Origin of the sequence: Devosia insulae DS-56, assembly GCF_000970465.2 — a bacterium.
Lineage (GTDB): Bacteria > Pseudomonadota > Alphaproteobacteria > Rhizobiales > Devosiaceae > Devosia_A > Devosia_A insulae.
The window spans coordinates 1-14,103 of the sequence record NZ_LAJE02000150.1 but is presented as its reverse complement, the minus strand read 5'-3'; the positions used below and the strand labels follow the sequence as shown (position 1 = coordinate 14,103).

At 63.6% G+C, this 14,103-nt stretch carries 10 protein-coding genes; 8 read left to right on the top strand and 2 right to left on the bottom strand.

Annotated elements, in window-relative coordinates; genetic code table 11:
* Positions 1-4: 4 nt before the first annotated feature.
* Positions 5-2,458: a peptidoglycan-binding domain-containing protein gene (locus tag VW23_RS08575; protein ID WP_069909157.1), complete on the bottom strand. Its 2,454-nt coding sequence runs from the start codon at positions 2,456-2,458 to the stop codon at positions 5-7.
* A 342-nt stretch (positions 2,459-2,800) separates the two neighbouring features.
* On the opposite strand from VW23_RS08575, the gene VW23_RS08570 reads away from it, so the two are divergent.
* From VW23_RS08570 to VW23_RS08540, 7 genes are all read left to right on the top strand, one after another.
* The gene (locus tag VW23_RS08570; protein WP_069909156.1) at positions 2,801-3,826 is read left to right on the top strand and encodes a LacI family DNA-binding transcriptional regulator; all 1,026 of its coding nucleotides are present in this window, start codon (positions 2,801-2,803) and stop codon (positions 3,824-3,826) included.
* 204 nt (positions 3,827-4,030) lie between these two features.
* Positions 4,031-4,972: an ABC transporter permease gene (locus VW23_RS08565; protein ID WP_069909155.1), complete on the top strand. Its 942-nt coding sequence runs from the start codon at positions 4,031-4,033 to the stop codon at positions 4,970-4,972.
* Positions 4,959-5,915: a carbohydrate ABC transporter permease gene (locus tag VW23_RS08560; protein WP_201788028.1), complete on the top strand. Its 957-nt coding sequence runs from the start codon at positions 4,959-4,961 to the stop codon at positions 5,913-5,915. The genes VW23_RS08565 and VW23_RS08560 overlap by 14 nt, the downstream gene beginning before the upstream one ends.
* 126 nt (positions 5,916-6,041) lie before the next feature.
* The gene (locus VW23_RS08555; RefSeq protein ID WP_069909154.1) at positions 6,042-7,589 is read left to right on the top strand and encodes a DUF3502 domain-containing protein; all 1,548 of its coding nucleotides are present in this window, start codon (positions 6,042-6,044) and stop codon (positions 7,587-7,589) included.
* Between the two features lie 56 nt (positions 7,590-7,645).
* On the top strand, positions 7,646-8,293 hold the full coding sequence (locus VW23_RS08550; RefSeq protein ID WP_069909153.1) for a DUF624 domain-containing protein: 648 nt from the start codon (positions 7,646-7,648) through the stop codon (positions 8,291-8,293).
* A 20-nt stretch (positions 8,294-8,313) separates the two neighbouring features.
* Complete coding sequence (locus VW23_RS08545; RefSeq protein WP_069909152.1) at positions 8,314-10,719, top strand: glycoside hydrolase family 2; 2,406 nt, start codon at positions 8,314-8,316, stop codon at positions 10,717-10,719.
* Between the two features lie 7 nt (positions 10,720-10,726).
* A complete protein-coding gene (locus tag VW23_RS08540; RefSeq protein WP_069909151.1) occupies positions 10,727-11,512 on the top strand; it encodes an SDR family NAD(P)-dependent oxidoreductase in 786 nt (261 codons plus the stop codon).
* Positions 11,513-11,832: 320 nt separating this feature from the next.
* On the opposite strand, the gene VW23_RS08535 is transcribed toward VW23_RS08540, so the two are convergent.
* The gene (locus VW23_RS08535) at positions 11,833-12,600 is read right to left on the bottom strand and encodes an FCD domain-containing protein (protein ID WP_069909150.1); all 768 of its coding nucleotides are present in this window, start codon (positions 12,598-12,600) and stop codon (positions 11,833-11,835) included.
* A 184-nt stretch (positions 12,601-12,784) separates the two neighbouring features.
* Between VW23_RS08535 and VW23_RS08530 the strand changes: the two genes are divergently transcribed.
* Entirely contained in the window at positions 12,785-14,101 is a 1,317-nt protein-coding gene (locus VW23_RS08530; protein WP_176730358.1) for an ABC transporter substrate-binding protein, read from the top strand.
* Positions 14,102-14,103: the final 2 nt, after the last annotated feature.

Here is a 14,103-nt window from a genome sequence, read left to right as displayed (position 1 = left end):
CGAGCTAGTACCGCTGGATCCCACAGCCTAGCATCACCAACGCGGCCATCGGGTTGCGTTGCATGATGTCATAGAGCAGCTCCCTAGAGTACGGCAGCTGGTAGAGGTTTGGATAGGACGCGCGGCCGGCTTCAGCGACACACATGCAAGACGCCTCACCATGAACAGGCGTACAGGTTGCGATGAAGGTGGCCTGCGTACCGTTGGCGCCCCGTTTGTTGGATCGCACAACCTCAAGAATGTTCGCCAGAAGTTCAGTCGTCGCCGGTTCGCTGCACCCCATTGCCTTCGCCGAATAGGCGCCAGCGGCAAAGATCGCTTGAGCGCCGGCAGCATCGGTCATCATATCGCTGATGTCCGGGGCATTGTATTGGTTGCCGCCACCAGCCTGCATAGTCGCAGACAGCACGAAGCTGCCGAGCTCGAGCGCTTGCCCAGCATCTAGCCGGTTGGGGCAGTTGGTCAGTGCGGCGGCAACTCCGCCGGTGAAGAGCAGGGAAACATCATCGAACTCGAACGGATCGCCCGCTTCGATAGCGCGAGCCGTTCCCTCGTACTCTGATGACCCCAACAAGCCAGCCAGCAATCCCGCCCTGGCGGCTTGCTCCTTTTCTGCCTCCTCGGCTTCGGCCCGGGCACGTGCGATACTCGCTTCCGCTTCGCGCTGAATTGCCTCTGTTTCTGCCTTGCGACGCGCTATCTCGACCCGGCGCTTCTCCTCCTCCGCAACGCGCTTTCGTTCTGCCGCCGCCGCTTCGGCAACACCAATTCTGGCTCGGGCCCGTTGCGCGGTAGCAGGTGTCAGTTCGCCGTCCGCAAGCAGCTTCAGAACCACCTGTTCGCAAGTGATCGAAGCGGCCTGACGTCCGCTGGTCGTTGCAAGATCTGTCAAAGCCGCGAGGGCGCCGGTTGGAACAGCACCTGTTTCACAGTCTGCGAGTCCTTGACGCCAGCCAAGCTGAAGCGCTTCCCGCACCGCCGGATCCGGATCGCAGTCGGCGACAAAGGCCGCCGGCTCCGTCCCTACGACGCATTCGGCCCAGGATGGCCTTGCTCCGCGATTCTCCGCGATCTGGATTACACTCATGCACCGCCCGTGCGTGGTTGTCCACGTGCGGGCGTTGCCAGTCCCTGCCGCGGCCTCACGACCGATGGCGCTCAGTTCGGTAAGTGCAGCTTGGCAGCTCGTGGACCGAGCGACCAACCCCCCGATCCCTTCCCACTGTTTAGTGACATCGCTGCGTAGCACGTAGGCTGCGGCGACACACCGAATCACCACGAGCTCCGTCAGGCTGCTTTCCAGCATGTCGCGACAGATCCGTGCAGCGGCGGACCTCGCGGTGTCAGCGTTAAACGCGAAGTTCTTTGCCCATGCATTGGCGGTACCGCAATCGCTCTTGGCCGGTCCCGAAAGCATACTGCAATCGATCGCATCGGCATCGGACGTTACCGGCGTTTGAGTTTCCACTTGCTGCACGGTGGGCGCAGAAGAAGTCTCCACCTTCGGTTCTGCGGTGGCTGCACGCTGCAGCAGAGCTTTTCTGTAGCCGATATCCAGCGTTCCGGTTGGCTTGACGCCAAGAAATTTCTGGTAGGCCTTGATCGCGATGTTGGTTGCTTTGTCGCATCGTCCGTCGCTGCCCGGCCTATAACCCAAGGCTGTGAGGGCCTGCTGAATCTCGGCGCAATCTCCTGCAGCGTTCGCGCCTGCTGCGGCCGTCGCACCCTGCATCAGAACATTGTCGGCGGATGTATCCGCTGCCGGCGGTACGGCCTCGGCCATTGATGTCGTGCCATAGGCGATCGGGTTGCCGACACGAGACAGCTGGATACGGCCGCACGTGCGATGATTTACTGTGCCGCTGGCCTCGGTTCCGTCGGTCGAGGGCGAGATCGTTGTGGAGAAGAACCGATAGCCAGCTGGTCGCACGATCCAGTTCAATGGCTTGATGGTGATTGCATCATCACCGCTGGGCTGGGCATAGAAATCGTAACTGCCGGTCTTTACGCTGCTGGGAGAGCGGCTGGTCGGATAAAACTTGAACTCGCCCTTAAGCAGCGCCTTGTTCGGATTGTCCTGGCGGAAAGTCAGGGTGGCGCCGGCCTCCACCTCCGCACAATAATAGGTGCCCTTCCAGGTGCCGATCAGCTGCTGATAGTGTTCATCGACGGTTGCGACAACGACAGTGGAACTCGTGACGGGCATGCCGATCAGCTCGCCAGCTTGGTCTTTGGTCAGCCTGCCGGTGACGCCAAGCCCCGCATCGGCTTGGTACGCGGCGATCGCTTCGGAGGTCTTCCGTCCGCATTGGCCATCGACGGCGATGCTGTAACCCTTCGACTTCAGCGCGCCTTGAACCGACTTGCAGTCCGCGTCAGCCGTGATCGGCTGTGCGAACGCATGAGATCCCGATAGCCAGATCAGGCAGAAAGCGGCCAGTATTGGGTATCTTAACATTGGTCCTCGAGTGGCTAAGCTGCCGAAGCTGCTTGAAGTACTATTACGAGGGCGTCGATCAAAGCAACAAGTTGCGATCTTCAATTTCGCTGGCAACGATGCGCCAACTGCCATCGCCGACACGCATGCAAGGAGAACTTCTCGGTTGAGTTTTCGCCTGACTGTTGCTAGCGCCGGATCCTCATGGCGGACTTGGCGAGGCGCATCCGACGCCTGTAGGCTGAGGGCTTCTCGGGGACACTGTCTGCGCCGTCGACCCCTCCGCATCTCTCAATTTGACCTTTGCCGCTTGCATCGGTCCTGCCTTCTTGCCTAAGCAGGTGTCCCGGTTGGGGAAGCGTCGTGGTCACGATCAAGGAAATCGCCAAGGCAGTGGGCGTCTCGTCCGCGACGGTGTCGCGGGTGCTGAACTTCGACCAGACGCTTTCGGTGACACCCAAGACCCGGCAGGCGATCATCGAAACCGCCGAGGCGCTGAAATACGAGACGCCGCGCGCCCGCAACCGCGCCTATCAGCAGGGGCTCGGCAAGGTGGCGCTGGTGCACTACCTGCGCCCCGACCAGGAGTTCGTCGATCCCTACTATGTCGGGTTGCGGCTGGGGATAGAGAGCCGCTGCCAGGCCCTGAAGATCGAAACCATCAAGGTCTACCACACTGACAGCCTGCCGGAGGCCTCGTTGCTGCGCGGCGCCTCGGGCATCATCGCCATCGGCCGGCATGACGAGAACGAGATCGACTGGCTCAAGCGGCATAACCGCAACCTGGTGTTCGCCGATTTTGCTCCGCCCACCGACGAGATCGATTCGGTCGAGGCGGACCTGATGCTGGCGACGCGCAAGCTCCTGCAGTCGCTGCGCGAGGCCGGCTACCGACGGATCGCCTTTGCCGGCTGGGTCGATGTCTATGACGGCGTCGCCCCGACGCGGGTCGAGCGGCGCTGCCGCGCCTATACCGAATGGGCCAAGGAAGCCGGGGTGTTCGACGAGCGCATCTGCCTCACCGACGGCAAGACCGAAGACAGCGGCTACAGGCTGACGCGCCAGATTCTGTCGCAGCCCGATCGGCCCGACGCGCTGATCACCGCCAATGACAACATGGCGGTCGGCGCCTACCGCGCCATCCATGAGATGGGCCTCAGCATCCCCGACGATATCGCGGTTGCGAGCTTCAACGACATCTCGGTGGCGCAGTTCCTCAACCCACCGCTGACCACCGTCCACCTCCCCGCCGAGGAGATCGGCGAAGGCGCCGTCGAGCTGCTGCTCGAGCGGATGGGCGGGCGCGAACTGCCCAAGCGCGTGACCCTGGCGACGTCCATTCGCTGGCGCGGCAGCACCCGAATTCGCGCCTCGCAGACCGCGAACTAAATATTTACTGAAAATCTTGCGCAGAGCGCATCCCCCGGCTAACACTATGCCGGCGGGAGGAGAGACCCGCACGACTGCACTAAGCCGACCATGAGCAAAAAGCTCGGGCCCGGTTGGTTGCGAGCCACACGGGAGCCGATCCATCGGTTGCTCACAGTGGCAGCGTCTGGAGGGACGCCGCGGCTGACGGCAGAGAGGGGGAAGATGTCAGGAACGGATACGTCCCGGGGACCTAAGTCCATTTGGCGGCAGCTGGCGGACAGCAAAGTCCTGCTGCTGATGTGCGTCCCGGCGATCATTTTCTTCATCGTCTTCAACTACATGCCGCTGCCCGGCGCGTGGATCGCCTTCACCAATTTCAACTATCGCGACGGGATTTTCGGCAGCCCGTTCGTCGGCTTCAAGAACTTCGAGTTCCTGATCAAATCCGGTCAGCTCTGGACGCTGACGCGCAACACTATCCTCTACAACCTCGCCTTTATCGTGCTCGGCAACATCCTGCAGATCGCCATCGCGATCATGCTCAACGAGGTGCGGCTGGCCTGGTTCAAGAAGCTCAGCCAGGCCGCGATGTTCCTGCCCTTCTTCATCTCGTCGGTGCTGGTCGGCGTCATCGCCTTCAACCTCCTGAACTACGACACCGGTGCGCTCAACGCGCTGATCAAGCAGACCGGCGGCGACCCGATAAAGATTTACTCGAGCGCCGGCGCCTGGCCGCTGATCATCATCATGGTGCACCTGTGGCAATCGACCGGTTACGGTTCGATCGTCTACTTCGCCGCCATCATGGGCATCGACCGCAGCCTCTACGAGGCGGCGACGGTCGACGGCGCCTCCGCCTGGCAGCGCATCCGTTTCGTCACCCTGCCGAGCCTCAAGCCGACCTTCATCATCCTGGTGCTGTTCGCCCTGGGCGGCATCATGCACGGCAATTTCGGGCTGTTCTGGAACCTTGTCGGCAACAATGCCGCGCTGTTCCAGACCACCGACATCATCGAGACCTCGGTCTACCGGATGGTGCTGTCGCAGAACAACTTTACCACCTCCACCGCAGTTGGCCTTTACCAGTCGCTGTTCGGCTTCGCCCTCGTGATGACGGCGAACTGGATCGTGCGCAGGATCAATAAAGACTATGCACTCTTCTGACCTGGCACGCCCAATCGCAACGGAAGGCGTCGGCTTCGGGCCGGCCAAGCCCCGCGCCATCAAGCTCGATGGCAGCGATCTCCTCATCCGTTCGATTTCCTACATCACCATCACGCTGTTCGCGCTGTTCTGCCTCTTGCCCTTCGTCATGATGCTGTCGGCCTCGCTGTCGAGCGAAGCGGCGATCATGAAATCGGGCTTCGGCATCCTGCCCAAGGATTTCTCGCTCGCCGCCTACGAATGGATCTTCAAGGCGCCCAAGCAGATCATCGGCTCCTATGTGGTCACCATCGTCATGACGGTGTTCGGTACGGCGATCGGCCTGTTCATCATCTCGATGACCGGCTACGCGCTGCACCGGAAGGATTTTCCGTTCCGCAACCACATCTCGTTCCTCATCTACTTCACCACTTTGTTCTCGGCCGGCCTCGCCCCGACCTTCCTGTGGGTGGCGCGCGACCTGGGGCTCAGAGGCAACTACCTGGCGGTGTTCCTGCAGCTCTTGATGACGCCGTGGCTCATCATCCTGATGAAGAACTTTATGCGCACCGTGCCGTACGAGATCATCGAATCCGGCAAGGTCGATGGGGCCGGCGATTTCCGCATCTTCGCCCAGCTCTGTCTGCCGATGATGAAGCCGGCGCTGGCGACCATCGGGCTGTTCCTGGCGCTGGGCTACTGGAACGAGTGGTACCTCAGCTCGCTCTACCTGGGCAGCACGGTCGAGTTCAAACCGCTACAATACCACCTCTACAACATCATCAACACGGCGAACGCGCTGCGCAATTCGGTGGCCGGCTCCAATGTCAGCGTTACGGCGCTGCCGAGCAATACGCTGAAGATGGCAAGCGCCATCGTCGCGACCGGCCCGATCCTGCTGCTCTACCCGTTCGTCCAGAAATACTTCGTCAGCGGCATCACCATCGGCGCGGTGAAAGGCTAGCGGCGGCGAACAACCAACTACGCGGCCGGCGCCGATGACCGGCCGCACCCTCGAAGCCATATTCGAGTTGAGGGAAATCTCGGCGGGAAAGTCGAAGAAGTCAGAAATTCAGAGGAGGAGTCTGAGATGAAGAGAAGGAACTTCGTGCGGGTCGGGGCGGCGCTGCTGGCCATCGGCATCAGCATGCCGGCGCTGACGGCAGGGGCGTTCGCCCAGGACGCGCCGACCGAGATCACCATGCTGACCATGGGCAACAAGCCCACCAACGGTCGCCTCGAGGCGATGCTGGAAAAGCTCAATGAGCTGCTGGTCGCCAAGGTCAACGCCAAGCTCGACCTGTTCTACATCGAATGGGCCGACTGGCAGACCCAGTACAACGTGCAACTGCTGTCGGGCGACGACAATGTCGATCTCGTGGCCACTGCCACCGACTGGCTCTACGCCTGGGAGAACGCCGAGAAGGGCGCCTTCCTGCCGCTGTCAGAAGAAATGCTGCAGGCCAACGCGCCCAAGACCTGGGCCCAGGTGCAGGCTGACGGCCATTGGGATCTGACCAAGCTCGCCGACGGCAAGATCTACTTCGCCCCCGAGGACAACTACACCCAGTACACCAACCACGGCTTCTTCTACCGTGGCGACTGGGCCAAGGAGGCCGGCTTCGAGAACGGCGAGATCACCAAGTTCGAGGATTTCACCAAATACTTCGAGTGGGTGAAGGCCAATAAGCCCGACGCCTATCCGTGGGATGTCGCGGGCGCCAACGAGGCGGCGCTTACCGGCTATATCCAGGGTCACACCGACTTCCAGACCCTGCAGGGGATCAGCGCCGGCAACTACATCCCGTTCCACACCACGGCGGCCAACCCCTACACCGTCACCTCCTGGTACATGGAGGGCGACGCGCTGGTCGAAGCGGCCAAGCTCGCCAAGCAGTGGAACGATATCGGGGTGTGGCGCGAAGACGCGCTGAACTATGACGGCGATACGCGCGAGGAGCTCTATGCCGGCCTCTCCGGTGTGGAGCAGCACCACACGCAGACCTTCGTCAACGACATCGTCAACAACATGAATACCAAGCAGCCCGGCTCCGATCCCAAGTTCTTCTACTGGGGCCAGGAAAACGGCAACTTCTTCAAGGACATCTTCACCCACGGCGCCATGGCCGTGAGCGCCTACTCGAAGAACCCGGAAAAGGCGCTGCAGGTCTATGACCTGATCCGCAACGACAAGGAAATCTACGACCTGTTCAATTTCGGCATCAAGGATGTCGACTACGTCATCACCGCTGATGGCAAGCTCGGCTATCCGGAGGGCTACGACTCCTCCACCATGGCCCTGGGCACCGACTACTGGTGGGGCCGCACCGACGAGTTCGAGCTGCCGCGCACCAAGCAGGCCCCGAACCGGGCGGAGATCATCGCCGCGCTCGATGCGAGGGCCAAGGACTACCCGTACTCGACGCTGATCGTGAACAAGCAGAACATCGACTCGACCCTCGCGGCGATGGCCGGCGTGCTGTCGGAGTACATCCCGCAGCTGCAATACGGCAAGTTCGAGGACCCGGCCGCTGCTGTCGCCGAAATGCGCCAGAAGCTGAAGGATGTCGGCTACGAGGACGCCCGCGCTTCCATCCAGGCCGATATGGACGCCTGGAAAGCCGCCCGCGGCCTCTGATTGTCGAACCGGACCGGGCGGTGTTCGCACCGCCCGGTCGCTCCGGAGGATCCAGCATGGCAACTCTGTTCTCGCAGGACTCGGCGCTGATGCGCGGCCTGAGCCTCTTTGCCGATGTGATCGTCCTCAACCTGCTGTTCGTCGCCACCTCGGTCCCGGTCTTCACCCTCGGCGCCTCGCTGACGGCGCTGAACTTCACCGCGATGCGGCTAGCAACTGGGGAGTGCAACTCGGTGAGCGCGGACTATTTTCGCTCGTTCCAGCGCAACTTCCGCCAGGCCACGCTGATCTGGCTGCTGCTGCTGGCCTTGGTCGGCGTCCTGGCCGCCTGGTACGTCGTCGTCACTAACCTGACCTTCGGACCGCTGGCCGAGCTGATCCTCCTCGCCGTCTGGTACGTGCTCGCCTTCAACTTCGCCGCCGCCGCCCTGTTCGTCTTTCCTTATCTCGCCAGCTTCGACGGCCGTATCCGCGACGTGCTGCGCAACGCGCGGCTCCTCTCCTGGAAGCACCCGTTTACGGGCTTGGCCGCAATGGCGCTGATCGCCCTCTCGGTGATCATCACCATCTTCTACCCGCAGTTCACCGGCTACGGACTGTTCTGGTTCTTCGTCGGCTTTGCCGGCATCGCCACTATCAACGGACGCCTGTTTGCCGGCGTCTTCAGCAAGTACATCGCTGCCGCTGCGTCGGCATCCACCTGAGAGATAAGGGCCGACGGCTCATGCATAGCTACGATATCCGCCGGTGGGTCTTCACCCTCACGGACACGCCGGAGGCCTGGGCCAAGGGCTTTGACGATACCGCGTGGCGGCCGGTCACCGTGCCGCATGACTGGAGCATCGCAGAGGATTTCGCCGAGCGCCATTCGAGCGGCACCGGGTACCTGCCCGGCGGCATCGGCTGGTATCGGGCGCACGTTTCGCTGCGTGAGGTCGGCGATCTCGCCGGCAAGCACGTGCGGCTCAAGTTCGGCGGCGTCTACAAGAACGCCCGGGTCTGGGTGAACGGCTACCATGTCGGCGGCCGCCCCTCGGGCTATGCCGAGTTCTCGTTCGATCTGACCGAAATCCTCTCCTACGCCAACAGCGACGACCTGGTGATCAGCGTCAGGGTGGAGCACACCGATATCTCCGACAGCCGCTGGTACAATGGCTCGGGCATTAACCGGCACGTCACGCTCGAACTGCATGAGCCGGTGCGCCTCGCCGAATACGGCACGGTGTTCGAGACGCTGGCGGCCGACGCGGCGGAAGCGTCGGTCCGCGTCACCCAGCGGCTGATCAACGACACCGCGGCAGCGCTGACGGTCGCGGTACGGCACGAGTTGCGCTCGCTCTCGTCGGGCCGCGCCGAGACCTTCGAAGCGACGGCAGAGCTTGCCGCAGGGGCGTCGGCCGAGACCGTTGTCACGGCAACCGTCCCGCAGCCTGAGCTGTGGTCCGACACCGCCCCGAACCTCTATCGGCTCACCACCACCCTCAGTTGGGGTGCCGGCCAGCGCGCCGTCTACGACGAGACCGTCGGCATCCGCACCTTCCGCTTCGACCCCGAGCGCGGCTTCTTCATCAACGGCGAGCCGCGCACGCTGAAGGGCGTCTGCCTGCACGAGGATGCCGGCCCGTTCGGCACCGCGGTACCATCGGAGGTGTGGCTGCGCCGGCTGCTCAACCTCAAGCAGCTCGGCTGCAACGGCGTGCGCATGGCGCACAACCCGCACGCCCCGGAACTCTATCGCCTCTGCGACGCGCTCGGTTTTTACGTCATCGACGAGGCCTTCGACGAGTGGGAGAACCCCAAGAACAAGTGGTGGCAGGGGCACAATGTCTACCCGCCACGCCATCAGGGCTATGCCCAGGACTTCCATGAGTGGGGCGAGCGCGACCTGGTCAACATGATCGACGCGCACCGCAACCACGCCTCGATCATCGCCTGGAGCACCGGCAACGAGATCGACTATCCCAACGATCCCTATGCCAGCGCCATGTTCGAGGCGATGACCGGCAATAACGACGCCAACAAATCGGCCAAGCAACGCGCCTACGATCCGAACCGCCCCGATGCCCGGCGCCTCGCCACTATCTCGCGGCGCCTCGCTGCCATCGTCAAAGCCAAGGATCCGACCCGGCCGGTGACGGTGGGCGCCGCCTTCCCCGAGCTATCGCGCTACACCGGCTTTCTCGAGCCGCTCGATCTGGTTGGCTACAACTACAAGGAGCACCTCTATCCGGCCGATCACCAGAAGTTCCCCGGCCAGCCGATCGTCGGCAGCGAGAATGGTCATGGCTATGCCGAGTGGCGCGCCGTTACCGACAATGGCTACATCTCCGGCCAGTACCTGTGGACCGGCATCGACTATCTCGGCGAGACCGACCGCTGGCCGCATCACGGCTCGCGCGCCGGGCTGCTGACCATCGCCGGTTTTATCAAGCACAGCGCCCAGCTGCGGCGCAGCTGGTGGGCTGACGAACCGGTGGCCTATATCGCGACACGTAAGCGCGGCGACGAAAAGAAGAACCTCTGGTCGCACCCGATCGCCCGGTCCTGGAACGACATCGCCGGTGGCGAGGTGGAGGTGGTCTGCTTCTCCAACGGCGAACCGCGGCTGAGCTGCGCCGGCGTGGATGTCGCGCTGACCCGCGACGATGAGCACGGCTATTGGGTTGCCGCGGCCTTGCCATCGAACGGGCCGCTGCTGCTGGAGACACGCCGGAACGGTCTGGTGGCGCAGGATACATTCGGCCCACGCGGCGACGCGGTGCGGATCGACGCTGTGGTGTGGCAGGCGCCCGACGAAGCCATTCGCTGGTGCGCGGCCGCTGGCCTGCTCGGCGACAGCGTCATCCAGATCGAATGCACGCTGCGCGACGCGCAGGGCGGGGTGGCGCGCAACGACCTGCCGCTGACGGTCGAGGTGCACGGCGGCGTTCTGCTCGGCATCGAGAGCGGCGACCTCAGCGACAACACCCCATACGCAGTGCCCGAGCGGCGCAGCTTCGACGGGCGGGCCATCGTCTTCGTCCGCGCCGGCGAAAACACCTCGCTGCACCTCAGCGCTCCCGGCCTGCCGGAACTCCGTCTCCAACCTCTCGAGGCCGGCCTCGCCGGCGAACCTCTCCCAACACGGTGATCTCAACATGCTGATCGATCTCAAGAACAAGGTGGCCATCGTCACCGGCGCCGGCCGCGGCATCGGCAACGAAATCGCCAAGACCCTGGCCGGCGAGGGCGCCATCATCGTCGTCACCGATATCCGCCAGGAGCTGCTCGATGCGGTGGCCGAGGAGTGGCAGCGCAATGGGTGGCGCGGCCTGCAACTGCTCTGCGATGTGCGCAAGACCGAGGATAACCGTGCCGCCGTGGCGGCGGTGGAGCAGGCCTTCGGCCGCATCGATATCCTCGTCAACAATGCCGGCGTCGCCGGTGGTGCGCGGGTCGAAGAGCTCTCCGAGGAAACCTGGGACCTCAACCTCGACGTCAACCTCAAGGGCACCTTCCTGATGTGCCAGGCGGTGATCCCGGTGATGAAGCGCCAGCGCTCCGGCCGCATCCTCAACGCCTCGTCCTTCGCCGCCATCATCCCGTCGGTCGGCGGCGCGGCCTATGCCGCCTCGAAATCCGGCGTCGAGGGCCTGACCCGGGTGCTGGCCGGGGAGCTTGGGGCGCATGAGATCACCGTCAACTGCTACGCCCCGGGCATGATCCCGACGGCGATGAACCGCTTCGCCGACCGGACCGATGCCGAAAAGAGCCGCCTGCTCGACACCCTGACGCTCCGCCGCTGGGGCAGCCCGAAAGATGTCGCCAACCTCATCTGCTTCCTCGCCTCGGACCTCGCCTCCTACATCACCGGCACGATGATCGACGTCTCGGGCGGCAAATTCGCCACCCAGATGCCCTGGGTCAGCCACCGCGAGCCTTAGGGTAGGCTCCGCCTTGAGGCAGGGCTATCGAGCGCTGACAGTAGTTGGATGGCCTTCTCCCCTTGTGGTCAGCGGACGAGGGCAAAGCCCTCGCCGCGAGGTGGCCGAAGGCCGGATGAGGGGTTCTCTCCGCGTACCCAGTCGCCCGTCGCTACGCTCCGGCCGCGCTACACTTCGTTGCGCGGACCCCTCATCCGCCCTTCGGGCACCTCGCGGCGAGGACGTTCGTCCTCGTCCGCTGACCACAAGGGGAGAAGGCAAGAGGTGCCCATCGCCATCATATGCGATAGGCCCTGCCCCTTGAGGCGCAGACCGCTGCGCTAGGTCGTCGGCGGATCCACATACGCGTCCTGCGGCAGCTCTTTCTGCGTCACCCAGGCCGCCCACCAGCCCTTGAGATGGTCGCGCATCGCCGTCTCCGCCGCATCGGGGTCGCGGGCGGCAATGGCGTTGAAGATATCGGTGTGCTGGCGATGCGCGTGCTGTTCGGTGAACGACTCCCGCTGCAGCTTCGAGCGCCGCTCCTCGACCCAGCCGGCAAAGGCATCGTGCACCGCCTCGAAGATGCGGTTGTCGGCCACCTCGAACAGCGTGCGGTGGAACAGCGCGTCGGTGCGGACGAACTCGTGCCGGTCGCCGATGGCGCGGCCATTGCCGTCGAGCCGTTCACGCAGCAGCGCCAGCTGTGCGTCGGTGATGGTCTTCGCGGCGTTTCGCGCCATTGCCTGCTCGAGAAATGAGCGGGCGGCGAACAGGTCCTTGAACGTCTCGCCGTCCTGCAGCGACAGGTGAATGACGCTGTCGAGCGATTCCAGCACGCTGAACACATCGGGCTGGCGCACCCGCGCCCTCCGGCCGTTCTCGGTTTCGATCAGCCCCTTCTTCTCGAGGAACAGGAACGCCTCGCGCACTGAGGGACGGCCGGTCTCGAAGGTTTCCATCAGGTCTCGTTCCGACGGCAGCCGGTCCCCCGGCTTCAAACGTCCATCGCGGATCGCCGCCTCGAGGCGAGCTGCCACCACCTCGTACAGCTTGGGGCGGGATATCGGCGCCAGTCCGAGACCTTGGCTGGAATCGCCTTCGTTCATCGAGTGTCCTTCGCTTGCTTGGCCGCCAGCATAACCAAAACGGATGAGCCCACAAGACTTGATGTCATGCCGTCATCCTGTTACCTGTCATGCCAGTTTGGTGGGGTGGAGAGGAGGGTGGACGGCGCTGGCACCCAGCGTTCGCCTGCCGCCGCCAGCACCGTTCACGTGGGAGGGACAAGCAGTGAATGAGACAATGAACAAAGGCGGCTGGACGCGCCGGCGGGTGCTGGCAAGCGCCGCGGGCGGCGTGGCCCTCGCAGCGGCCGGAGCCTTCCCGATGCCGGCCATCGCGCAGTCGAAGAAGCTCACCTATTGGGGCGGCCTGGTGCTGAGCGATACCGCCCACAAGCTGCTGATCGACGCGGTCACCGCCTGGGGCGCGGCCAACAATGTCGAGACCGAGGTTGTCCTCATCAACGTCAACGAGATCACCCAGAAGGTCTCGGCCGCGATCGCCTCCGGCACGCTCCCGGATGTCTTCGATGTCGGGCTCGAACTGCTGACACTGCTGTCGCGGCAGGACGTGTTCGCCAAGGTCGATGACGTCTATGAGCGGATCGGCAGCGCCCATGGCGGCTGGTTCGAAGGTCCGGCCAAGGCCAGCGACATGACCGCCGTGGCCGGTGGCCGCACCGCCATTCCGTTCGGCGTCAGCGGCAACCTGCTGATGCGACGCAAGGACCTGCTGGAGCCGGCCGGCTTCACCGCGGCGCCCAAAACCTGGGACGAACTGGTGACGCAGGCCGCGGCGATCCACAAGCCACCGCTTTCGGGTCTCGGCCTCGCACTCTCCAATGTCGGCGACGGGAACCTCCAGACCAGCGTGCTGCAGTCGTTCGGTGGCCGCATCGCCGACGATGCGGGGAAGAAAGTCACCCTCGATTCTCCCGAAACCCGCCTGTGGCTCACCTGGCTGAAGGACGCCTGGGACAAGGGGCTGTTCGCGCCGGGCAACACCGTCTGGGATGGCTCGGGCGACAACCAGGCATACCTCTCGGGCCAGGTCGGCTTCATCGCCAATACCGGCTCGGTGGCCGTGGCGGCCCGCAAGGACGATCCGGAGCTGTTTGAACAGACCGGCTTTTCGGCGCTGCCCGCCGGTCCGATCGGCACCATCTCGCCGGTCAGCCCGCAAAGCCGCGTCATCAATGCCAGGAGCCCGCTGGTCGAAGAGGGCAAATCGCTGCTCGAGCACCTCGCCAACTCCGAGTTCATGAACGAGTATTTTCAGTACGCCATCTGGGGCCCGGTGCTGAAAGACCAGGAACAGCTCCCGGCTTTCGACGGCTCCAACACCATCCTCAATGGCCTGCTCGATCTGGCGAAAACCGGCACGCCGCCCGCTTATCCGGATGTGTTCAACGCCGCCTATGCCGACATGTCGGCCAACTTCATCATCCCCAAGCTGGTGCAGCGCGTGGTGGTCGACGGCTGGGATTTCGACAAGGCCATCGCCGAAGGCCAGGCCTCGACCCAGGCGATCTACGACAAGTACTGATC